Genomic DNA, 22,537 nt, shown 5'->3' with positions numbered 1-22,537 from the left:
CTTGGATAAACTGGTGAAAAAAAGCGATTTTCACTAGGTGTTTTTAGTGTACCCTGTTTTCTAAAAAAACAACTAGAATTTTCTCAACTTTCTATTGACTTTTTACCACTAGACTTTTACTTATTTCCTTTTTTATCCATTTGTAAACTTGCTTCGATACAAGCAATTGAGGCAATTAGAGTAGTCATTAGAGCTGTGTCCATATCGCTCCAACCCAGCAAATCAGAAAGGAGAATATAAACCAATAATAGAATGGACCCTATTTCGACTGCACGCGCAATGGTTGTTTCTGTAATCATAAAAGGTTGTTTCATTTGGTGACTCCTTATCTGTTCATCGTATCAGATGAACCTTTTTGATTTTTATCTTGATATTATTGTAACACTTCTTTTCCTTTTTGACAACCATATTTGTCAAAAAAATAATAATTTTTGTCAAAAAGTTTATGAAATTTGTCAAAATGACTAGAATGGATTACAAAAAAACTCCTTCATCCAGAGGATAAAAGAGTTTTCAGTATCAATTACAAGTTTTCAGCTACGCTGTTCAAGAGGTTTTGGATTGCAGAGGCATCGCTACCACCTGCCATGGCCATATCTGGCTTACCACCACCACGACCTGCTACGATTGGTGCAAGGACTTTGATGAGGTTGCCTGCATGAACATCGCTTGATTTGCTGGCTACAAGGACATTGACCTTATCACCGATTGCCGCAACCAACACCAAGACATCAGAGTAGTCTTTCTGCTTCCAGTTGTCAGCGAAGGTACGGAGGGCACCTGCATCTGAAACTTGGACTTGGCTAGCAATGTAGCGAATGCCGTTAGCATCCTTGACCTCTTTGAAGACATCACCAGCAGCAGCTGCCGCTGCTTTTTCTTTCAGAGCTGCATTTTCTTTTTGCAGGTCACGAACTTGCTGAGCAAGACTTTCAACCTTGTTTGGCACTTCCTTGATCTGTGGTGACTTGATGGTTGCCGCTACTTCTTTGAGGGCATCTTCTTGGTCACGATAGGCAAGAAAGGCTTCACGGCCTGTTACCGCAATGATACGGCGAGTACCTGAACCGATACCTTCTTCTTTCAAAATCTTGAAGATACCGATTTCAGCGGTGTTGCTAACATGGGTACCACCACAGAGCTCGACAGAATAGTCACCGATAGTAACAATGCGGACGTCTTTACCGTATTTTTCACCGAAGAGGGCCATAGCACCCATTTCCTTAGCTGTGTCAATATCGGTTTCAACCGTCACAACTGGAATGGCATTCCAAATTTGCTCATTGACTTCTTCTTCAATACGACGAAGTTCTTCCGCAGTAACTGCCTCAAAGTGCGTAAAGTCAAAGCGGAGGATATCTTGCTCGTTCAAGGAACCAGCCTGTGTTGCATGCTCGCCGATAATATTGTGAAGAGCTGCATGGAGCAAGTGAGTTGCTGTGTGGTTCTTCTCAACACCCTTACGGCGTTTTGTTTCGATTTCAAGTGTGTAGGTTTGACCAACTGAAATGCTTGCGGACAGTTCAACTGTGTGCAATGGTTGACCATTTGGTGCTTTCTGCACATCGATGACAGTCGCAACAATGTCTCCAGCAGCATTTTTCACAAAACCATGGTCTGCAACCTGACCACCCATTTCTGCATAGAATGGTGTTTGGTCAAAGACAAGGAGGGCTTGACCTTCTGAGACTGCTTCTGTACGCGCATTATCAGCCACAATGACAGATAAGCTTGCTTCAAGAGCTGTTTGGCCGTAAACAAAGGTCGACTCTTCTGTGATAGCAGCCAGAGTTTCATTTTGCATACCCATTGAACCACCTTTGACAACTGAGGCACGGGCACGGTCCTGTTGCTCTTTCATAGCCGCTTCAAAACCAGCAATATCAAGGGTCATTCCACGGTGCTCAGCCAATTCTTCTGTCAATTCTACTTGGAAACCATAGGTATCATAGAGTTTGAAAATGTCACGACCATCAATCTCAGACTTACCTTCTGCTGCCAATTTATCCATCAATTGCTCAGCAAATTGTGAACCTGTATGGATAGTACGAGCAAACGACTCTTCTTCACTCTTAACAATCTTCTCAATGAAGGCACGTTTTTCAAGTACTTCTGGATAGTAGCTTTCCATGATATTGCCAACTGTCTCCACCAATTTGTACAAGAATGGCTCCGTAATACCCAAACGTTGACCATGCATAGAAGCACGACGAAGGAGACGACGAAGGACATAACCACGACCTTCATTTCCAGGAAGGGCACCGTCACCAATGGCAAATGAAAGAGCACGGATGTGGTCTGCGATAACCTTGAAGCTCATGTTATCGCCATCTTGGTCATAGGTCTTACCAGAAATCTTTTCTACTTCACGAATGATTGGCAAGAAGAGGTCCGTTTCAAAGTTAGTCTTAGCCCCTTGGAAAATAGCTGCCAAACGCTCCAAACCAGCGCCCGTATCAATGTTTTTGTTTGGCAATTCCTTGTACTCAGAACGTGGTACCGCTGGATCAGCATTGAATTGTGACAGAACGATATTCCAAATCTCAATGTAACGGTCGTTTTCAATATCTTCTTCCAAGAGACGGATACCAATGTTTTCAGGGTCAAAGTCAGTACCGCGGTCAAAGAAAATCTCCGTATCTGGACCAGAAGGACCTGCACCGATTTCCCAGAAGTTATCTTCAAGTGGAACCAAGTGGCTTGGCTCAACACCAAGAGCAATCCAACGATTGTATGAATCCACATCATCTGGATAGTAAGTCATATAGAGCTTGTCTTTTGGAAAGGCAAACCATTCTGGGCTTGTCAAGAGCTCAAAGCCCCACTCAATCGCTTCATCACGGAAATAATCACCAATAGAGAAGTTACCAAGCATTTCAAACATAGTGTGGTGACGTGCTGTCTTACCAACGTTTTCAATATCGTTGGTACGGATTGATTTTTGTGCGTTTGTAATCCGTGGATTGTCAGGAATGACAGAGCCATCGAAATATTTTTTAAGTGTTGCCACACCAGAGTTGATCCACAAAAGAGTTGGATCGTTTACTGGGACAAGATTTGCTGAAGGCTCAACAGAATGACCCTTTGATTTCCAGAAATCCAACCACATTTGACGAATTTGTGCTGATGATAATTGTTTCATAATTATGATACCAAGCCCGATTAGAAGGCGACTGAAAAATAGGAAACTGACAGGAAATCCTGATTTCCTAGACAGTTTATCTTTTTTCCGAGCCTTCCGGGCGTGTTCAATTCAGAAAATTATCCAAATTAAACATTTCCTTTCATATTTGATAATTTAGGGGAAAGTCCGTAGCCCGAGTTCAACTAAGATACTAAGGGCGTTAAGCGGACACCGTCAAAATAGGAAACCTGATGAAGACGCTTGCGTCTAGGAAGTGTTTCTATTTTTGACAAAGTCTGTAGCCCGAGTTCATTTCAAAATAAACTCGATGCCCTTTCCTTTCGTTTTTATTAGATAGGTTCAATTTAGCAAGTTAGCCAACTAAACCAATTTTAAAAATTTTATGTTACGATTATCTCGATGCATCTTCCATCATTTCGACATAGTCAATTGCGACCACCAGGGAAATGACCAAATCTGCATAGGAATCCTCCAAGACAGTAACGGAATAATGAGAAGTGAAATGAAAGAGTTCTTTGGAGATTTCAGCCACAAGCGTACCATCTGGCCTTTTCAAGCGAAAATCCAAATCCCAGATATTTCCGTCTAGGATTAAACCTAGATTTTCCACAGTATAGCGATCCTTGAAAAAAGTAAATTCCTTTTGCAAGTAGAATGAATGACCATCTGCCATATCAATGGTAAACTGGGGCAGGAAGGTCAAAAACTTCTTAGTAATCTGACAAACTTCCCCACCTCTGGAATTGATCACGATAAATCGTTTTGGAATTTCGAGAAAAGAGCCCTCCACTTGATAAGCAAGATCCCCAAAACTATCACGAATATCAAATTTTTCACCACCGAAGGTAAAGCGTTGTTTGACTTGAAATTGCTTCATGATAACCTCCAAAAAAATAACAAGAAACCAAACGAAGGGCGAAAAACCGCGGTACCACCTTCATTCAATGACTTGTCATTCTCATTTCATAACCTATATTCAATTGTTCTATTAAGTAGCAAGATACTTGGCTTAGATGGCTCGCAACAACCGCCAATTTTCTGAACTAAGTAATCAAGTATCTATTCTTAATAAGTAAAGCGTCAATTATTGACCTGAAGAACTAGAAGATTCTGTTGTAGAAGAAGAACTTTCCGTTGATGAAGAACTGCTTTCTTCTGTTGTCACATATTGTGAAAGAAGATTTTGGAAAGCACTGTCTTTAACCTTAACGTTTGCTTTTTGGAGCGCTTCTTTCAGTACAGTAGCAACAAATGTTGAATCACTTTGCTTTTGCGCCAAAATAATCTCTTTCAACTTATCTTTATAGTCTTCCCAGTTGGCAGATTTTTCTGACTTCGCTTCTAATTTTACAACATAGTAGCTAGTTGTATAAGTTGTCATATCTACTACTGAAATAACGGATGCCCCTACTTGGCCTGCATCCAAAGCAAAGACCGCGTTTTGAACTTCTGTAGGAACAGTTGTTGAAGTTGAATCGAATTGTACTTCGCCTCCATTGTCTTTTGTAGCAGTATCCGTAGAATTGTCTTTCGCCAATTGAGCAAAATCTGCACCTTCAGCTTGTGCTGCCGCTAAAACTTCATTTGCCTTAGCTTCGTCTGTCAATTTGATGACACGTGCTGTTACTTCTGGGGTATAGGCATCATAAGCTGCCTTGTAGTTCTCATCAGTCAATTCCTTCTCAGCGGCCTGTTTTACAGCATACTCAACTAATTTATTAGTACGGATTTGTTCTTTGTAAGTTTCTTGAGTCAAGCCAGCTGAAGAAAGAGCTGTTGCAAATGAATCACCATATTGCTCTGCCATTTTGTCATAAGCCTCATCGACTTCTTTTGCAGTCACTTTGTCACCATACTGGTCTTCAAATACATTACTAATAATCATTGACAATAGAACTTGTTGAGCTTGAGAGTTTGTTTTTACCTTCTCATAAAACTCAGACACAGTAATCGTGTTGCCTTTCATCGTAATGATATCTTTATCAGCTGCATTGGAACAAGCAGCGAGTGTTACCGCAGCAAAGAGTGTTACTGCACCCGCGAGAATTTTTTTAGTTTGCTTCATTTAAAGACTCTCTCCTTTTTTTCGTTAACTCTTTCATTATAACACAAAAGCTTAAAAACTTCTTAAATTTCTATATGTTTTAAGTCAACATTTTCCCTATTTTTTCTCAACATAAGGAGACCGTCGCTCATGGAGACAAGACTAGCAGTCACATCTGGATTATCCAAAGTCGCATCGAATAAACGTTGCAATCCCTTATAAATAGTGCGCTGCCCTCTTCTGACATCCTTGATGTCCTTTGCAACATCTCCTCCTTGGAAGATGTCATCCAAAATGATTAAACCACCTACTTTGACCTTTTTCAAGACTTCTGGTAAAAATACAATATATTTTGATTTAGCAGAATCCATGAAAACAAAATCATATGTGTTATCTGGTAAAGTCGGAAGAATATCCATAGCTTCACCTTCCAGTAATTCAATTTGCTTACGGCAATCAAACTTGGCAAAATTTTCCCTGGCAAATCCAATCATCTCTTCGTTGCGATCAATTGTCGTAATCTTTGATTGCGGACTATTCTCAGCCATTAATAGGGCAGAGAAACCAATTGCTGTTCCAATTTCTAAAATACGTTTAGGTTGAAGTGTCTGCATCAGCAAGCGGAAATAGGCTACCGTTTCATGAGGGATGACTGGAATATTTTCTTGACGAGCAAACTCTTCCAGTTCTTTCAAAAACCCTGTATTTTGCGCCTGGCGTGTTCGCATAAAATCCACAATTTCTTCCTTAACGACAGGACGGCGCATATTGTGATTTGCGTTTTTACTATATGATTCGACCATAGAATCCATTATATCATAAGCCGACAAGATTTTCTTCCTCAACACACTAAAAGGTAGGTTTCCCCACCTTTTCTTTACATATTTTTTGCGTAATCAATTCGATACCCTAAATTTCCAGCTAGTTCTTGAAGTCGAACAAAAGTCGCTTGCTTACTGAAAAAGAGATAGTAACTATCCGTGTCCATATCTACTGCCCCTAGACAAAAGTTTTCATCAAGATATTTGCTATCAACGACTCTTGCCCATTCTGAAATAGAGGCAGCTGGATTTAATCCATCTGAATCCAATTTGAGAGAAATCCCTGCATTGCGGACTTGATGAAGACGGTCAAAAAAGTAGATAAAATCTTCAAGATTATCCTTATAATCACGCACACAAATATAATTAAAATGCTCTAGTAATTTTATCAAGATTAACCACAGATTTTCCTTTTCAGACTCCCCAACACGGTCCAAGAAATCATCGAATGAATCTGGTTCTAGGATGCGTTCGATAGAGTCTAGAATCTGATTCGGATCACTAGCAAAAACCACATCTCTAAGTTGGAGAAATAGCTCCCTGTCACCATTTGACATGAGGTCCGCCAGTTCAAAAATGTCCTGTAGCTGTTCTTCCGTTAACATAGTACCTCCATTATGAATTTGAAAAATCCCATCTTATATGCGGTGCTACTTGCTCTACAAAATGGTAAATATCATTAAAATCTGCACCATCAAGCTTATTCAAATTGACGACTGCAAGTAGTTCTCCCTTATTTCCTACAATTCGCAAACGTTTCGATTGATAGCCACGATAGACAGGAGAAACAAGGTAGCGAATCTCCGCAATCTCTTCTAACGAATAGCGCTGGCGTTCACTCCAAAAGTGTTCTTGAAATTCTAGGTACTGTTTTGTCAAGATAAAAACAGCCTTTTGCTTTCTCAATATATATATATAAACCAGCAAAGGTTGTAAAAATATCAAATAGATAACACTTCCAACAGATGGTTCAGGCCTGGTCAAACCACCAAGACCGATTAAGATTAAAACAAGACTAATCACACTGTGAATGACAATCGAACGTTTATAGGAAATCATATTAGAGGTGCACACCTTTCTCAACGAGCGCTTCTAATTCTTCCAAACGAGCCTCAAATACCTTGAAGGCATCGTTGAGGTAATCTTCCTTGGTCATGTCTACGCCTGCTTTGGCAATGACATTGAGGGAATAATCTGAGCTACCAGCCTTCAAGTAGTTGAGATAGTTTTCTTTGTCTTCTGGACTACCATTGACAATCTTGTTTGCTAGAGCTGATGCTGCTGCGAAACCTGTCGCATACTGATAGACATAGAAATTGTAATAGAAGTGTGGAATACGAGCCCACTCAAACTGGATTTCTGGATTTTCTTCTGCAGAAAGTCCGTAGTATTTCTCATTTGTCTGACCGTACAATTCATTGAGGAAATCAGCCGTCAAGACTTGACCTTCCTGGTCTGCCTTGTAGATAGCTTGCTCAAACTCTGCAAATTGGGTCTGGCGGAAGACTGTACCACGGAATCCATCTAGGTAGTGATTGAGAATAGCAAAGCGTTCCTTGTCATCTTCTACTTCTGCCAAGAGTTTTTCTGTCAAAAGGTTTTCATTGGTCGTTGAAGCAATTTCAGCCAAGAAGAGGGAATAATGTCCATAGACATAGGGTTGAGTCTTACGAGTCAACATAGAATGGAGAGAGTGGCCTGTTTCATGGATAAGAGTGTACATGTTATCCAAGTTATCCTGCCAGTTGAGAAGCATGAAGGCGTTGGTGTCGTAGGCACCTCCTGAGTATGCTCCTGAGCGTTTTCCTTCATTGACATGGACGTCAATCCAGCGGTTTTCAAAGGCTTCTTTTACAATAGCCGAATAATCCTCACCAAAAATTTCCAAGGTTTCTTGGCATTTCTTGAGTGCATCTTCATAGGAAATCTTGGTGCTGAAATCTGACAATGGTGTGTACATATCGTACATCTTCAAGTCATCAATACCTAGGAGTTTCTTACGCAAATTGATATAACGGTGCAAGAGCGGAAGGTGCTTGTTGACTGCCGCTACTAATGTATCGTAAACGGATTCTGGAATAAAATTGGCTGCAAGTGATGCGTGGCGGGCTGAGTCGTACTTACGCAAACGAGCTTTCAGGTTATTGACCTTAACGTTAGACTGCAGAGTCTTAGCGTAGGTATGCTGGAACTGTTCGTAGGTACCGTACATAGCCTCATATGCTTCTTGACGGACGTCGCGGTTTTTAGACTCCATGAAGTGAATATAATTGCCGTGAGAGAGTGGTACCAAATGACCATCCTCGTCTGCAATTTCTGGGAAGCGTAGGCTTGCATTGTCCAAGACTGAGAAGGTTTCAGCAGGTGATTCGAAAATCTCGCTGGTCGCTGCAAGGACTTCTTCTACTTCTTGTGACAAGACATGGTCCTTAGCTGCCAGAAGTTTTTCAAATTGATGGCTGTACTGCACAAGAGCTGGCTCTTCTGCTTTAAAAGCTTCCAACTGCTCTTCAGTAATAGCCATAAATTCCGGCTCATAGAAGGCAAATGCTTGTGAAAAAGCAGAATAAAGCCCCATAGCCTTAGCCTGAAATTCCTGGTATTTACCTTCACGAGTATCTTGGTCGTTTTTCATAGACGCATAAACATAGAGTTTTTCAATGCGACGCATGAGACCGAGTTGCGTTTCGCTGATTTCCAAAAGGTTCTTAGCTGAGTCAAGCAAATGCCCAGCAAATTCTTTTGTTTTTTCTGTTTCTGCTTGCAAATCTGCAAGTTCTGCTTCCCATGCTTCATCTGTTGGGAAAATAGTAGTCAAATCCCATTGGTATTTTTCTTCAATTTCATGACGTTGTTTAGACATAATAAATCCTCCGTAAAAAATATTCTAACATAAAAATGCCCTACTTTCCAACGGAAAGTGAGGGCTTTCATAATAATTACTATAATAAAGTTACATAATGCAAATTACACTATTGAAAATGTCGTTCCTGTTTCAAAGGCACGACTGCTAAAGTTTTGCCTAGACTAGCCAATACCTTCAAGACTGTGTCCAATTGTGGACTAGTTTTACCTGTTTATTTTTTTCCTCCAATAAACTGCTGGTGGATAAACCGCTTGTATCCGCTTGTCCTTGACCTCCGAATAATAGTGTTCAAAGGCCTGATAAACTAGGGTTAAATCTTTTTGTATTTGGGCAAAGCCAATAGCAGAGCGGGGCAAGCGGATGTGGGGATACCAGTCTAATGCTGTCTTGGTCAGTAGATTTTCTCCACGGCCATAAGCCTCTGCTTGCAGGGCGAGCCATTTGGGGGATTTGTAATAAAGCTGTTGAGCAATGTAGCGAGGCAAATCCTCATCCATTGGACAAGTCATGCTAGATAAAGCTTGCTTGGAAAAAGGTAAACGTAATATATCCAGTAAGTTTCCCTGACCAAAGGGAAAGGCCTTGGTCAGACAATGCACCTTACCTCGCAAATCTTCATGAATGAGGTAACGGAGCCGCAATTCTTTTTTCTCGTCATCCAATTCCCAGAGATGAAAACCCATATTCATACTAAAAGAGAGAAATTGCTTATGCAATTTGGTCAACCTATCCTTGAGCCACAAATCCTTGCCAAGCAGCCAAAGGACCAGATAACCTGCCTCTCGATAGGCTTGCGTCCTCAGCTGCAAACGAGAAATGGGTAGACTGGAACACTGCACTTCCAAGACTAAACGGTCATTGACAAATAAGTCCGCTATTTGACCTAACTCTGGCAGGCATTTTTCAAGTTCAACTTGTTCCTCATTGATTAACCACCTGTACAGACAAGACTTGAGTGACAGATGTTGGGCAGACTCATTCTCGGAGAAGTAGCTACAATCCCGCAGGGTGACATGGGCAAAATGCGAACGCAGGACTTTGCCGGATTTGTATCGGACCAGGCCTCCACAACCTGGACAGCAAAAGCGACCTTGCGGCGCAGAATTTTCCAAGACATTAAAAACTTGCCCATCTTCATCAAGTGCAACTAACATAGACCCTCCTTTCTATATTAGTTCGCAAAAAAACACCCAGATTCACTGAGTGTTTGAACTTTATTACCCAATCTGACTGCCGTTTGGCACTGATGGGTCTACTGTTAAGAGTGTTAAATTGCCGTCGTGTTCGGCTGAGAGGATCATGCCCTGACTGAGCAAGCCCATCATCTTACGTGGCTTGAGGTTGGCAACGATTTGGACTTTCTTGCCGACCAACTCCTGCTCATTTGGATAATATTTGGCGATACCGGACAGGATTTGGCGGTCCTGACCGTCACCTGCGTCCAGACGGAATTTGAGCAACTTATCAGAACCCTCTACTTTGGCCACTTCCTTGACTTCGGCCACGCGGATTTCCACCTTGTCGAAGTCCTCGAACTTGATCGCGGCTTTCTCGTTTTTCAGCTCCACGTCAGCTGGGTCCCATTCTTTTTCTTCCTCTTGGGAAATAGCAGAGCTACCACCCATTTGGGCTTGGATATAGGCAATTTCCTCTTCCATATCGAGTCGTGGGAAGATAGGTGTGCCTTTTGCGACTACTGTCAAACCAGCTGGAAGACCTGCAAAGTCAAGGTTTTCAAGGTCAAATGCTGTTCCCAAACCAAGCTGTTCCATTATAGCATTTGACGTCGTCATCATAAATGGTTGAATGAGGTGCGCCACCACACGAAGACCTGCTGTCAAGTGGGCCATAACGGCTGCCAACTTGTCACGGTCGGCTTCTTCTTTTGCCAAGACCCACGGTGCTGTTTCATCGATGTACTTGTTGGTACGGGAGATGATATTCCAAACCGCTTCCAAGGCACGTGGATAGTCAACAGCTTCCATATACTTGTGGTAGCTTGCCAAGTTTTCAGCTACTACTGCCGCCAAGTCCGCATCAAAATCCGTCACATTGGCAACAAAAGTTGGCACCTGACCGCCAAAGTACTTGTTAATCATCGCAACTGTACGGTTGAGCAAGTTTCCAAGGTCATTGGCCAGTTCATAGTTGATACGGCCAACGTAGTCTTCTGGTGTAAAGGTGCCGTCAGAGCCGACTGGCAGACTACGCATGAGGTAGTAACGGAGTGGATCCAATCCGAAACGCTCGACCAACATTTCTGGATAGACCACATTGCCCTTAGACTTGGACATCTTGCCATCTTTCATGACAAACCAGCCATGAGCAACCAAGCGGTCTGGCAGCTTCATATCCAACATCATGAGCATGATTGGCCAGTAAATGGAGTGGAAGCGAAGAATGTCCTTCCCAACCATGTGGTAAACTGTTCCATTCCAGAACTTGTCGTAGTTAGCTGTCTCTTCCTGACCATAACCCAAGGCCGTCGCGTAGTTGAGCAGGGCATCAATCCATACGTAAACAACGTGTTTAGGATTTGACGGAACAGGCACGCCCCAGGTAAATGAGGTACGAGATACTGCCAAATCTTCCAAGCCTGGCTCGATGAAGTTTTTCATAATTTCATTGAGGCGGCCGTCTGGCTGGATAAAGTCTGGATGAGCATTGAAGAACTCGACCAATTTATCCTGATACTTGCTGAGGCGGAGGAAGTAGGATTCTTCTGAAACCCAGGCAACCTCGTGACCGCTCGGAGCAATCCCGCCTGTTACCTTGCCGTTTTCATCTCGGAAGACCTCTTCTAATTGACTCTCGGTGAAGAATTCCTCGTCCGATACAGAGTACCATCCAGAATACTCTCCCAAGTAAATGTCGTCCTGCGCCAGCAATTTTTCAAAAACAGCCGCCACCACTTCCTCGTGGTAATCATCAGTCGTGCGGATGAACTTGTCGTAAGAGATGTCTAGCAAGCTCCAGAGCTCCTTGACGCCAACCGCCATGCCGTCAACGTAGGCTTGCGGTGTCAAACCAGCCTCTTTGGCCTTCTCCTCAATCTTTTGTCCGTGCTCATCAAGCCCTGTTAGATAGTAGACGTCATGTCCCATAAGGCGTTTGTAACGAGCCAATACATCGCAGGCAATGGTCGTGTAAGCTGAACCGATATGAAGTTTTCCAGACGGATAATAAATCGGTGTGGTGATATAAAACGGTGTTTTTGTCATGTTTTTTTCCTTTCAACTCAGGGCAAATGAAACCCTGTTCTTGATAACACCCTATTTTATCATATTTTCAGCTAAATCACAAAGCGGTTCTAAATACAAGTCTTCCTTCACATGCTATACATATGATATGATACAAGCCGAGTAGAAAGCTAATACTCAATGAAAATCAAAAGTAGCCTAGGAAACGAAGCCGAAGATAGAACTGGAGTTCATCAAGGCAAGTTGACAACGGATAATTTTGATTTTCGAAGAGTATAAGGTCTATCTTCTCTATAAAAGAATAGTTTCAGTCTTATCTATTGACGAATATCGAAAAACCGGAACCAGTTTGGAACTGTTTCCGGTATTCTTATACGATATGGAGTTGTTCAAATACATTTCCCAAATCAGCTATCATTTCTCGATGAAAATCTAAATAATAGGTTTTCTGGTCAGAATCTGGTAATTTTTCAATATCAGCTAAGATTGCTTGATAGCGATGAAGAATTTTCTTACCAGCTTCTTTATCCTGCTCATTAATTTTACCAATACCTGCTGCTATTTCATCCAAACTGTCATATTTTGCAAGTACGCCCTCTGTCCACTCACGCTTGTCTTTGTTAAGTGTAACTATCTTTTTTGTCAACCAGTCTTCATAACTTTCCTCTTCTGTCACTAATGACTGGCTCGCAGTAGACTTAGGCACTTGGGCAATTCTGCTTGAACAAAGGTAATTCCGATAGAACCAGACTGCAAATAGGAGGGCTAGAATAATATTAACAGGGAAGATAAAACTAAGTGCAAAGAGCACGGTCAGCCACAAAATCAGTTTTATATTCCTAGCTTCTTTTTCAGCTCTGCTATTTCTCGCTTCCCAATCATCTAATATAGACTGGGCTTGGGCAGAATAGGTTTCAACCAATTTTGCCAGTCGTAACTTTTTCTCTGGATCATTTTCCAGTTCCATTGCCAGATAGGCTTGGTTGGCACGAGCCTTGGCTGTCTCATAGGTCTGTACAGTCGCCAAATATTCCGCATTGCTATTCATCTGATTCAGCAAGCGGTCCGTCTGACCTTTGATAAAAGTCCGATCTCTTGATGTTAATTTACGGTAAGGCATTGATTTGCTCCCTAAAAATTAGTTATGTACTATAATATCCTAATTACTGTGGAAGACGGTCATCAGATATACATTTTTTTCCTACCCTCTCACCCTTCTCTCCATCTCCTCCATATCATAGTCAAATAGGAGATCATGGCAGTCTGTAAAGAGCTCCAAACGTTTGTCATCATCTAAAACAGCAATATCAACTCCCCGATCATCGTAGCAATGATAGATGATATTGTCCTGACTAGATAGGAAGAGAACAGAACTTGATAGATAGTTGAAACCACCGTGATCAGCTCTCACAATCTCCCTCAACAAAGCGTTCAGGTCTTGGTCGGTAACTGGGAAAAGATAGCGCTCAAAGACTAGCACATCTCCCGTCCAGTCCTCCACTTCTATCAACTCAGGCTCAGGAACCTTGTCGAAGTTAAATTTCGATGAAAAATGCCAGAGGTAGGTGTCTATGTCCCTATCTTCCTGTCGAAGGAGCGAAAGGAGCATATAGTCGTATTCTGAACTAGCCTGCTCAAAAAGTTCTACTGCACGTGCATAGGCTCTTTCAAGATAGATTGCTCTTGGTAATTCTTCTGCTTCGTCTGCAGGCCCGATTTCAAATCTAAGAGCAAGAGGTGTGCCATAGAAGAATGGGCCCACTAGTCGATTATCTTTCAGCTGGAAGGACTTCAGCCATTGATTCAATTCCATATACTATTCTCCTTATATAGCTTTGTACTATTCTACCATATACTAGGAAATTAGGTCTAGTCTTCTTTGGAAAAATATGGTAGAATAGCGCACTAGTAAAGTATCTAGCAAAAGGAGGTCCTATGAAAACCGAATTTATCAATGAGAAGGCTCGATCAGCTTTCAATCTCAACATCATCACCTCTCCTATTGTAGCTATTATTTTGTTGCTAGTAGGAGATTCACTTGGAGCAGTTATTTTCACTCCAATAAGCTTTTTACTCCCATTTAGCGAGACCCTTTCTGTAAGTTTTGAACTGTTCGCTTTCGCTTTTATCAGCCTGATGGTCATTTCATGGGCACGGTATATTGAAAAAAGCCCGTGGGCAGGACTTGGTTTTACCAAAAAAGGGGCGGGAAAAGATTTTCTACTAGGTTGGGGAATCGGAGCTGCAATGCTGACCACTTGTACACTCATCATGTGGGGATTAGGCGCGATTGAATTTACAAGCATCCAGTTCTCTACAAAATTAGTCGGAGAATTTATTATCCTTATCCTTGCCTGGTCTATCCAAGGTACGACAGAAGAAATTCTAACAAGAGGATGGATGTTCTCATCACTTTCAGCTAAACACAATATTCCTATTGGTATCATTGTTTCTTCCCTCTTCTTCACATTTCTCCACCTCGGAAACAATGCTATTTCACTCATTCCAATTTTGGATTTAACCCTATTTGCCGTTCTTGCCTGCCTCATTATGCTCAAAACAGGCAACATTTGGGTAATTGGTGGCTTACACGCTGCGTGGAACTGTTTCCAAGGGAATGTTTTTGCTTTCCCAGTCAGCGGCACCGATGCTGGTCAGGCCTTTGTTCAAATCGGTATCACTGGTCCTGAGTGGTTATCTGGTGGAAAGTTTGGTGTAGAAGGCTCCGTCATCAGCTTGCTTGTCCAAGGAATAATGATTTCCTGGTTGGTTTACGACCTCTATTTCAAGCCCAAAACAAGCTCCCTATAATCATCATAAAAGACTGTTAGCTACTCTACAGCTGACAGTCTTTGTTTTTTCAATTTTTCGTAGAAAATAGTCCTAGATAAATGATAGTAAGGAGTTACAAAAAAAGATAACAAATGAAGGGTCAATAATTCCCCAATAAACCAACCTAAAAAGGATAAATCTAACCAAATACGTTGCCAATAGTTCCCTTTCATCAAGAAACGACTTTCCCTAAATACAGCCAGGGGACCAGTATAACTAGCATTATCCAAATAGTCATACAAGACAAAAACAACCTGTGAGTAGGTATAGTAGACAAAAAGGTAAATAATCATTCCTAGTAGGAAAATCGGAGCCCCTATCTTCATTAATTGACTAGGCTGATGAACTGCCAGCTCTGCCATTGCCCAGGAGATAAGACCATCAAACTACTCATTGTGAAACCTTTAATAAATAAAGCAGCCCCTAGATTAGCTGGAAGACCAGCCATAAAAAGAAGTAAATAATAATAAAGAAAAGTGGTCCAGATAGGCTTCTTCCATTCTGTCTTTAGAAATGAAAAACTATCTTTTAAAGAAAACTCCTGTCTATCCCCTCTTAACAATTCCAATAAATGAAAACAGGACAGACCGATGAATAGCTGTAACAGCAGAGCGAAGCCGAACTCACCTAAATAGGTCAACCTGATTGAAGAAACCAATCGCCCTTCCACAAAAGCACTGTTTTGACGGAGCTCTAGAAATGTCAGTAGGTGAAAAATTGTTACTGGTATAGCATAAACAATAGATAGCAAAATGGAGGGCAAAAATAGTAGTGTTGTACCTCTTGTCCGCTCGCGAGTCATCATCGCTCTTGATACTATATCACTCGTCCTCATCACAATTTCCCTCCAATTTTCTCTCCTTATTTATAAAGTCACGTCGCAAATATTCTATCTACATCGGACTACTTTACCATCCTACTATTAGGGAGTGGGAAAGAACTCGACCAAGATAAAAAGAGTTCGTCAACAAGTCCTTATTTCCAGTTGTTGAGCTGAAACAGTCTATCCCCAGACTGTTTCACTCCCACCCCCGCACAGTTGATTAGGCCAGATTTGGAGTGCAAAACACGAACAAATCTGCCAATCAACCACTGCACTGAGATGTTGACACGAACTCTGAGTAGTGGTTCTGGGCTTTTTGCCCAGCCTCATTAATTTTCCAGAACATCTCTTAAAAACAGGAAAATCCCTCCAAAATACGAAGGGATTCCTAATAATTTGTTATCACCATACTCCCTAGGCTACTGTGGAAGAGATAACTGATTTATAAGTTGAAAACACCAATGGATTCTTGGCCTTCAAATCTTCATAAAATATAGTCTGACAAGTCCAATAGTATGGATATACGTAAAGTCCCAAAAAACCAAACGTCAAAAGAACCCCAATAAACCAGCCAACAAAAGATAAATCCAAGAGGAAACGGCGCCATTTATTCCCCTTCATCAACTGCCAACTCTGTTTGAATAATTTAAACGGAGAAGAATAAATATTATTTTCCAAATGATCATAAAGAAGAAATTGAACCTGACTGAGACCATAATCTACTAATAGACCACAAACCAAGCCAATCACAACTAAGATTACTCCTATTTGAAAATAGGAGGAGCTAAAAAATCCTGAGAAATCAGGCTGATAGCCAACCGGAGCCCCAACAATGAAAACTGTACTGAAAAATGAAATACTAAGTAAAGCCATCCCAATGACAGCTGGGAAACCAGCTATATAAATAACGAGCATTTTCAAAAAGGTCGTGACCAGAATAGGTAAAAAATTCTTCCCATCCAGTAGACTAAAACACTCTGAAAAGCTGACCTTGTCTCGCTGCTTTCTTACGACTCTTATGAGTTGAAAACACGCCGTCACAATCAAACATTGTGCAATAAAATCAAAGATGATTGACGGGTCAAGCGATATATAATTGTGACTCCATGTTACACCATCTTTTACAATCGTCTCTCCCCAAAAGACGATACCCGTTCGTCCCCAGATTTGTTTCAAGCCATAGTTAAGCATGCCTGACAGAAAAGAAATCAAAACAGGTGCCAAAAACAAGGTTATCATCCCATCTGTTTGTTCACGAATAACCGTTGCTTTAGCTCGAATATCGCTATTAGACATTGCGTTTCTCCTTTTATATATCTATATCATTGTATATATTATACTATTTTATTTTTAATTTTTCCATTATTTCTATAAAAAAATTGTACAAAAAAATCCCTTCAAATAAAGAAGGGAAATCTATTATTTGGCTTCCGAATGACGATAGCCATAACAGAAGTAAATCAAAATTCCAATGACCAAGGATACTCCGAATGCTAACCAAGTATCTAAACTATATTGGAACATAAATGAAAGACAAATGATAATCGAGAGGATAGGCAACAAGGGAACAAGAGGTGTTTTAAATTGTCCATCTTTTGGCAAACCTTCGACTTGACGCAGACGAATAATGCCCAGCGCCAGCATGATCAAATAAGCTAAGGTACAGATATTGAGGAAGGAAGCAATACTTGCTAGTGGGAAAATACCTGCACAAATGGCTGCAAAAATTCCCACAAGAATGGTCGCATTTTTAGGAACCTTGCTTGTTTGTGTCAATCGGCTCAATGATTTCGGTAGCAAACCATCACGACTGATGGAATAGACCATTCTCGACAAGGCGTAGGTCATCGAAATACATACTGTAATCAATGTTAGGATTGCTACAATAGAAATATAACTCGCTGCCCAATCCAATCCAACTTCTCGAAGTGCAAAGGCAACCGCATCTGCTACATTCAACTTAGTATAGTGAACCATACCAGTCAAGACTAATGTCACTACAATATAAAGAATTGTTACAATAGATAGAGACAATACAATTCCTTTTGGTACATTCTTCTCAGGTTTTTTCACCTCATCAATCGCTAATGAAATAGACTCAAATCCCAGGAAGGCAAAGAACATGAGAGACGCTCCCGCCATAATTCCCGCCTGTCCACCATAAATGGCACCAAAGCCAAAAGGAGAGAAGTTCGACCAGTTTTCTGGTTTGATAAAGAATAACCCTACTAAAATAAATAATGCCAACGCTGAAAATTTCAAAACTACCAAGGCTGAATTGAAACGAAGAGCCGCCTTAGAATTAAGCAAGACCACTCCTACTACGAAAATTAAGACGAGAACTGGTAAGAGGTCTACATAGGTGCCTGCAGCGGGGTTAAAAGTTCCATTCAGAGCTGTCGGCATAGCGATACCAAAATTAGCCAGGAGTCCTTTCAAATAAGCTCCCCAACCAGATGCAACACTCGATACAGCAGTCAAGAATTCCATGATTGTCAGCCAGCCAGCAATCCAGGCAGGAAATTCACCAAAAACCGAGTAGAGATAACCATAGGCACCACCGTTAGTCGGTATACGCGAGGCAAATTCTGCGTAAAACAAGGCTGTTAGTCCGACTGAAATTGCTGCAATAACAATTGAGATGATCAGAGCTGGCCCTGCATACTGGGCTGCTGCCAAACCAGTTACCGTAAAGATACCTGTTCCAACCATCGAACCGATACCTAAAAATATCAAATCAACCAAGCCTAAATGCCGGCGCATTTGACTATTGCGACCGACTGCTTGTTTTTTTCTAAATAAACTCACAAAATACTCCTTCAGAATAAGAATATGGATACTCGACAGAACAAGCTACCGATTCCTGTCAGAGAACCACAACGCCCCATTATACCATAAGTTGGAATATTTCGCATGGGTGATGACAAGCAAAAGAGCAAGGCTTTTCTACCTCACTCTTTCTTATGATTATTCTGAATTAACCTTAAAGTTTTTAAGATAATTTTTCTTATCTAACTGACCGCTAAAGTGATCTCCTACTTTGATAAATGGTAATCGATCTGTACTATCTTCCGTTGCTTTGACTTTATAAATCTTGCCCTCAGACTCAATATAGTAGATTGTCGCACCGCCAATTATTTGACTCGCTAAAGCTTCTACTTTTCCACTGATAACCTCAGTCTGTTCACCAACTTCTCCATTTTCAGTCACCGTCAATCCTGAAAGGCTAGAAGCATCCGTTCCTGTGACTTGAGAAATTAAGAGCGCAATATCGTTGTTAACAGTAACCTGTTGATAATCTTCGGCATCAACAAGAGCGTATGATTTAACCAAGCCGGCATCATCTTTCAAGGATACTAAATAGTAGGCTGTATCTGCCAACTTAACTAGGCTTGGAGCAGTGGCTTTATAGCCTTTTTCCTGCACTTCGCCTTCTGCGGACTCTTGCGCTGCTGTTTCAGTCGCCGAAGCCAATTTGTAGTTGGTAATTTCACGAGTTCTCATATTGACAAGAATGAATCCAAGGTTGGATGAATCAGCAGTTGCTGAGGTGATACCTGTGTAGAGATAAATATCTGAGCCGATAGAAATATAATTATAGCTGTCTGTTGTATTTTTCACACCAGTTTGACTGAAAATGGTATTCCAGAAACCATTTTGATAAGTATAGTGGTCATCTACACGGCTGATAACATTGTTTGCCGAATAAACACGGTCTACCCACTCTGGAATATCTTCCAGACCATACTTCTTACTTTCCCCTGTTACTGCATCCAATACAATAGCACCAATCGGATCATTTGATGAAAGTCCAAATTTTGGCTCGTAAATCGTTGCAATATAATATGGATTTCCTTGGTCATCGACTTCGAAGGATGGTTTCCCAAAAATAGTTGTCGGGTATTGCAGGCGAAGATGACGTAAGGTATCATTCAGCAAAAATTCGGAATCTGAATAGTGCATGGCTTTGCTCAACTTGGCAAGTTCTGCCTTCCCTGTTGTCTGATTAACCTTCACGTAGTAACCAATCCCATCTTGATGGTTGCTCAGCCATTTCCAAAAATTCTTATATTCCAAAGGCGATACGCGAAACGGCTGCTGACCGATGGTAATCTGGCGATAATCGTCCGAAATGCCAAACTGAGAGACCTTGTCAATGGTACCTAGATAAGTATCACCGATTTTTTCGGCTGAGGCGCGATCTAGGAGGGCCAATTTGGATATGTCTGTTTCAGGAAAATCTGCTTTAAAATCCGCATCCTTGACGCTTATGACAGCAGCGTAATCCTTAGCACGAAATACACGTGAGTTGATAAGCACCAGCCCCAACAAAGCCAGGATAACCAATACCCAAATTCGTCCCAACCATTTTAAGTAAGCTGGCAGTTGCGAGGTTTTAATCTGATAGGTATCTACTTGTCTCTGGCGACCAGAAATCTTAGTCACCTTTTGAAAAGCACCTTTGGAGCTGAACATGGAAAGTATGAGCCAAACCAGCCCGACAGATTGAAGGAAAAATATCCAGAAGTCCACACTCCAAATATTTAAAGCAGGCAACTGGTACCAGTAGTAGATTAACATTTCCAAAACTAGGGCTAACCAGGCAAAAACAAATAATTTTCTTTTCATAATAACCTCCTTGACACAGATTTATTAGTTCTATTGTATCACAATTTTAATGTTATAATACAAGAATTATAAAATTTTTTTCAAGTTTCCATATTCGCCTGCAACTTTTATTTTTGGTATAATGTAAAACAGTAACAGACTAGAAAAGGAAAATTATGAAACTCATTTCTTGGAACATTGATTCTCTTAACGCTGCATTGACTGCAGAGTCTCCACGCGCCCTATTATCACGCGCAGTCATCGATACACTTGTGACAGAAGACGCTGATATTATCGCCATTCAGGAAACAAAATTGTCAGATAAGGGACCGACTAAAAAGCATCTAGAAATTTTGGAAAGCTACTTCCCTGGATATGCCAATACCTGGCGTTCATCTGTAGAACCAGCTCGCAAAGGCTATGCTGGTACGCTCTTCCTCTACAAAAATCATCTAACTCCAACCATTACCTTCCCTGAGATTGGTGCTCCAACAACCATGGATTCTGAAGGACGTATCATCACGCTAGAATTTGACGACTTCTATGTCACACAAGTTTATACGCCAAATGCTGGTGATGGCTTGAAACGGCTTGCTGACCGTCAAATCTGGGATGTACAGTATGCTGACTACTTAGCAAAACTTGATAGCCACAAACCTGTTCTTGCAACAGGTGACTACAACGTTGCTCACAAGGAAATTGACCTTGCTAATCCCGCAAGTAACCGTCAATCTCCAGGATTTACAGATGAAGAACGTCAAGGTTTTACAAATCTTCTAGCAAAAGGTTTTACAGATACCTTCCGCCACTTGCACGGTGATGTTCTCAACGCCTATACTTGGTGGGCACAACGTAGCCGCACCAGTAAAATCAACAACACAGGCTGGAGAATTGATTACTGGCTTGTCAGCGACCGCGTCGCTGATAAGGTAACTAAGTCAGATATGATTGACTCCGGTGCTCGTCAAGACCATACACCAATTGTAATGGAGATTTCATTCTAATAGTGGATATTAATACTCAATGAAAATCAGACTAGGCGACGCAGATGCAGATAGAACTGAAGTTCATCAAATCAAGTCAACAACGTCTGATTTTGATTTTCATTGAGTATAACATGATTTCAATTATCAGATAACAGATATTAAAGGCTTAAAACCCGTAGGTCTATTGTAAGGGGGTTAAGCCTTTATTTCTTATCACTCTACCTTGTTTTAATTTGCTTGATTTGAAAGCGATGTCATTTTATGATGAAAATAAATATATAGATATACATTAAAAGGAGGGATTATGGACCATAAAATTATCGAACGCAAATCTCTAACTGTTTCTTCTGTTGTGAACGGTTTATCTGGACTAGCAGGCATTGCCGTTTATATCATGACTGACCTAAATGCCCTCCTCCTAGATGGAGTCTTTTCTCTAATAGCATTTATTTCGTCCTTAGTTGCAGTTTACATATCGAAAAATAGCCATCGGAAAACCGAGACTTTTCCTCAAGGACTGTATTTTCTAGAACCTCTCTACGCTATCATGAAATCTCTCGCAACTCTACTACTCCTTGTATTTGCTGTACTTGAAACTAGCGCGACAGCCTTTGCTTACTTTGTTCATGGAATCGGTCATCAAATGACTACAGGTCCCGTTCTACCTTATACCATAACCATGTTTTTTGTCTGCATGGGGCTTTACCTATACAACCGCCATATGAGTGCCAAAGTCAATCATCTGTCTACTATCATATTAGCAGAAGCAAAAGGCAACCTTATAGACGGACTCATTTCAGGTGCAATTGGAATCGCAATCCTTCTGCTCTATCTTGTTCCTATCAACTCTTGGTTAGGCTTCCTGCATTATACTGGTGACTTCTTTTTGACACTAGCACTAGCAATCATTTCATTTAAGGAACCTTGGAACTTATTAGTGGCATCTTTCAAGGAACTCGCCAACGGAACGATCCATTTCCCTGAGATACATGATTCTATCTATCAGCTATTGGAGCCTTACTTAAAGGAAGATAGCAATGATGTCGAAATCCATATTTTCAAACAAGGCATGAGGATTCGCGTTAAAATCAATCTCCACAATGTCCATCACGAAATTATCCAAAAACTCTTAGAAGATAAGCCTCAGATGCTCTATCTTTTGAAAAAACATCATGAATATATTTCAATAGAATATGCGCTATAATAAACAAA

The 22,537-nt window shown here is 41.1% G+C and carries 19 protein-coding genes and 1 pseudogene; 3 read left to right on the top strand and 17 right to left on the bottom strand.

What is annotated here, in order from left to right; all coding sequences use genetic code 11:
* Positions 1 to 116: 116 nt before the first annotated feature.
* The 13 genes and pseudogenes from P7J36_RS04595 to P7J36_RS04535 all read right to left on the bottom strand — a co-directional run bounded on the left by P7J36_RS04595 (position 117) and on the right by P7J36_RS04535 (position 13,889).
* On the bottom strand, positions 117 to 314 hold the full coding sequence (locus P7J36_RS04595) for a hypothetical protein (protein ID WP_408551341.1): 198 nt from the start codon (positions 312 to 314) through the stop codon (positions 117 to 119).
* A 209-nt stretch (positions 315 to 523) separates the two neighbouring features.
* Positions 524 to 3,142, bottom strand: a complete 2,619-nt coding sequence (gene alaS / locus P7J36_RS04590; RefSeq protein ID WP_408551342.1) for an alanine--tRNA ligase — start codon at positions 3,140 to 3,142, stop codon at positions 524 to 526.
* Positions 3,143 to 3,536: 394 nt separating this feature from the next.
* Positions 3,537 to 4,022 (bottom strand): LURP-one-related/scramblase family protein, encoded by a 486-nt coding sequence (locus P7J36_RS04585; RefSeq protein WP_408551343.1) that lies wholly within the window; start codon positions 4,020 to 4,022, stop codon positions 3,537 to 3,539.
* A 207-nt stretch (positions 4,023 to 4,229) separates the two neighbouring features.
* Positions 4,230 to 5,210, bottom strand: a complete 981-nt coding sequence (prsA, locus tag P7J36_RS04580; RefSeq protein ID WP_024377242.1) for a peptidylprolyl isomerase PrsA — start codon at positions 5,208 to 5,210, stop codon at positions 4,230 to 4,232.
* Positions 5,211 to 5,272: 62 nt separating this feature from the next.
* Complete coding sequence (locus P7J36_RS04575; protein ID WP_408551344.1) at positions 5,273 to 5,992, bottom strand: O-methyltransferase; 720 nt, start codon at positions 5,990 to 5,992, stop codon at positions 5,273 to 5,275.
* A 74-nt stretch (positions 5,993 to 6,066) separates the two neighbouring features.
* Positions 6,067 to 6,615, bottom strand: a complete 549-nt coding sequence (locus P7J36_RS04570) for a DUF6630 family protein (protein WP_029176930.1) — start codon at positions 6,613 to 6,615, stop codon at positions 6,067 to 6,069.
* Between the two features lie 10 nt (positions 6,616 to 6,625).
* Positions 6,626 to 7,069, bottom strand: a complete 444-nt coding sequence (locus tag P7J36_RS04565; RefSeq protein ID WP_408551345.1) for a hypothetical protein — start codon at positions 7,067 to 7,069, stop codon at positions 6,626 to 6,628.
* A 1-nt stretch (position 7,070) separates the two neighbouring features.
* Positions 7,071 to 8,873: an oligoendopeptidase F gene (gene pepF / locus P7J36_RS04560; RefSeq protein WP_408551346.1), complete on the bottom strand. Its 1,803-nt coding sequence runs from the start codon at positions 8,871 to 8,873 to the stop codon at positions 7,071 to 7,073.
* A 109-nt stretch (positions 8,874 to 8,982) separates the two neighbouring features.
* Positions 8,983 to 9,087, bottom strand: a pseudogene (locus P7J36_RS04555) (helix-turn-helix domain-containing protein); the annotation flags it as partial.
* The gene (locus P7J36_RS04550) at positions 9,080 to 10,030 is read right to left on the bottom strand and encodes a competence protein CoiA (RefSeq protein ID WP_408551347.1); all 951 of its coding nucleotides are present in this window, start codon (positions 10,028 to 10,030) and stop codon (positions 9,080 to 9,082) included. The pseudogene P7J36_RS04555 and the gene P7J36_RS04550, both read right to left, overlap by 8 nt.
* Positions 10,031 to 10,093: 63 nt before the next feature.
* Positions 10,094 to 12,097, bottom strand: coding sequence for a methionine--tRNA ligase (metG, locus tag P7J36_RS04545; RefSeq protein WP_408551348.1), 2,004 nt, complete (start codon positions 12,095 to 12,097; stop codon positions 10,094 to 10,096).
* A 349-nt stretch (positions 12,098 to 12,446) separates the two neighbouring features.
* Positions 12,447 to 13,196 (bottom strand): hypothetical protein, encoded by a 750-nt coding sequence (locus P7J36_RS04540; protein ID WP_408551349.1) that lies wholly within the window; start codon positions 13,194 to 13,196, stop codon positions 12,447 to 12,449.
* An 81-nt stretch (positions 13,197 to 13,277) separates the two neighbouring features.
* On the bottom strand, positions 13,278 to 13,889 hold the full coding sequence (locus tag P7J36_RS04535; RefSeq protein ID WP_253216176.1) for a DUF3885 domain-containing protein: 612 nt from the start codon (positions 13,887 to 13,889) through the stop codon (positions 13,278 to 13,280).
* A 122-nt stretch (positions 13,890 to 14,011) separates the two neighbouring features.
* Here P7J36_RS04535 and P7J36_RS04530 point away from each other — a divergent pair, with 122 nt between their 5' ends.
* The gene (locus P7J36_RS04530) at positions 14,012 to 14,887 is read left to right on the top strand and encodes a CPBP family intramembrane glutamic endopeptidase (RefSeq protein WP_408551350.1); all 876 of its coding nucleotides are present in this window, start codon (positions 14,012 to 14,014) and stop codon (positions 14,885 to 14,887) included.
* 20 nt (positions 14,888 to 14,907) lie between these two features.
* Here P7J36_RS04530 and P7J36_RS04525 read toward each other — a convergent pair whose 3' ends face one another.
* The 4 genes from P7J36_RS04525 to P7J36_RS04510 form a co-directional block, all read right to left on the bottom strand.
* A complete protein-coding gene (locus P7J36_RS04525) occupies positions 14,908 to 15,270 on the bottom strand; it encodes a DUF975 family protein (RefSeq protein WP_408551351.1) in 363 nt (120 codons plus the stop codon).
* An 875-nt stretch (positions 15,271 to 16,145) separates the two neighbouring features.
* Positions 16,146 to 17,027 (bottom strand): DUF975 family protein, encoded by an 882-nt coding sequence (locus P7J36_RS04520; protein ID WP_408551353.1) that lies wholly within the window; start codon positions 17,025 to 17,027, stop codon positions 16,146 to 16,148.
* 123 nt (positions 17,028 to 17,150) lie between these two features.
* Positions 17,151 to 18,539: an amino acid permease gene (locus tag P7J36_RS04515; RefSeq protein WP_024384864.1), complete on the bottom strand. Its 1,389-nt coding sequence runs from the start codon at positions 18,537 to 18,539 to the stop codon at positions 17,151 to 17,153.
* A gap of 159 nt (positions 18,540 to 18,698) precedes the next feature.
* Positions 18,699 to 20,360 (bottom strand): hypothetical protein, encoded by a 1,662-nt coding sequence (locus P7J36_RS04510; protein ID WP_408551354.1) that lies wholly within the window; start codon positions 20,358 to 20,360, stop codon positions 18,699 to 18,701.
* Between the two features lie 155 nt (positions 20,361 to 20,515).
* Between P7J36_RS04510 and P7J36_RS04505 the strand changes: the two genes are divergently transcribed.
* Together P7J36_RS04505 and P7J36_RS04500 are read left to right on the top strand one after the other, a co-directional pair.
* On the top strand, positions 20,516 to 21,343 hold the full coding sequence (locus P7J36_RS04505; protein ID WP_398582015.1) for an exodeoxyribonuclease III: 828 nt from the start codon (positions 20,516 to 20,518) through the stop codon (positions 21,341 to 21,343).
* Positions 21,344 to 21,629: 286 nt separating this feature from the next.
* A complete protein-coding gene (locus tag P7J36_RS04500) occupies positions 21,630 to 22,529 on the top strand; it encodes a cation transporter (protein ID WP_105212349.1) in 900 nt (299 codons plus the stop codon).
* Positions 22,530 to 22,537: the final 8 nt, after the last annotated feature.

Origin of the sequence: Streptococcus suis (assembly GCF_046032115.1) — a bacterium.
GTDB classification, from domain to species: Bacteria; Bacillota; Bacilli; order Lactobacillales; family Streptococcaceae; genus Streptococcus; species Streptococcus suis_AJ.
This window is presented reverse-complemented; position numbering and strand designations above follow the sequence as displayed.

What these genes read in the sequence shown, in the direction of transcription:
- P7J36_RS04595 (WP_408551341.1), bottom strand. Translation starts at nt 314, where the DNA reads ATGAAACAACCTTTTATGATTACAGAAACAACCATTGCGCGTGCAGTC.
- alaS (WP_408551342.1), bottom strand. Translation starts at nt 3,142, where the DNA reads ATGAAACAATTATCATCAGCACAAATTCGTCAAATGTGGTTGGATTTC.
- P7J36_RS04585 (WP_408551343.1), bottom strand. Translation starts at nt 4,022, where the DNA reads ATGAAGCAATTTCAAGTCAAACAACGCTTTACCTTCGGTGGTGAAAAA.
- prsA (WP_024377242.1), bottom strand. Translation starts at nt 5,210, where the DNA reads ATGAAGCAAACTAAAAAAATTCTCGCGGGTGCAGTAACACTCTTTGCT.
- P7J36_RS04575 (WP_408551344.1), bottom strand. Translation starts at nt 5,992, where the DNA reads ATGGTCGAATCATATAGTAAAAACGCAAATCACAATATGCGCCGTCCT.
- P7J36_RS04570 (WP_029176930.1), bottom strand. Translation starts at nt 6,615, where the DNA reads ATGTTAACGGAAGAACAGCTACAGGACATTTTTGAACTGGCGGACCTC.
- P7J36_RS04565 (WP_408551345.1), bottom strand. Translation starts at nt 7,069, where the DNA reads ATGATTTCCTATAAACGTTCGATTGTCATTCACAGTGTGATTAGTCTT.
- pepF (WP_408551346.1), bottom strand. Translation starts at nt 8,873, where the DNA reads ATGTCTAAACAACGTCATGAAATTGAAGAAAAATACCAATGGGATTTG.
- P7J36_RS04550 (WP_408551347.1), bottom strand. Translation starts at nt 10,030, where the DNA reads ATGTTAGTTGCACTTGATGAAGATGGGCAAGTTTTTAATGTCTTGGAA.
- metG (WP_408551348.1), bottom strand. Translation starts at nt 12,097, where the DNA reads ATGACAAAAACACCGTTTTATATCACCACACCGATTTATTATCCGTCT.
- P7J36_RS04540 (WP_408551349.1), bottom strand. Translation starts at nt 13,196, where the DNA reads ATGCCTTACCGTAAATTAACATCAAGAGATCGGACTTTTATCAAAGGT.
- P7J36_RS04535 (WP_253216176.1), bottom strand. Translation starts at nt 13,889, where the DNA reads ATGGAATTGAATCAATGGCTGAAGTCCTTCCAGCTGAAAGATAATCGA.
- P7J36_RS04530 (WP_408551350.1), top strand. Translation starts at nt 14,012, where the DNA reads ATGAAAACCGAATTTATCAATGAGAAGGCTCGATCAGCTTTCAATCTC.
- P7J36_RS04525 (WP_408551351.1), bottom strand. Translation starts at nt 15,270, where the DNA reads ATGGCAGAGCTGGCAGTTCATCAGCCTAGTCAATTAATGAAGATAGGG.
- P7J36_RS04520 (WP_408551353.1), bottom strand. Translation starts at nt 17,027, where the DNA reads ATGTCTAATAGCGATATTCGAGCTAAAGCAACGGTTATTCGTGAACAA.
- P7J36_RS04510 (WP_408551354.1), bottom strand. Translation starts at nt 20,360, where the DNA reads ATGAAAAGAAAATTATTTGTTTTTGCCTGGTTAGCCCTAGTTTTGGAA.
- P7J36_RS04505 (WP_398582015.1), top strand. Translation starts at nt 20,516, where the DNA reads ATGAAACTCATTTCTTGGAACATTGATTCTCTTAACGCTGCATTGACT.
- P7J36_RS04500 (WP_105212349.1), top strand. Translation starts at nt 21,630, where the DNA reads ATGGACCATAAAATTATCGAACGCAAATCTCTAACTGTTTCTTCTGTT.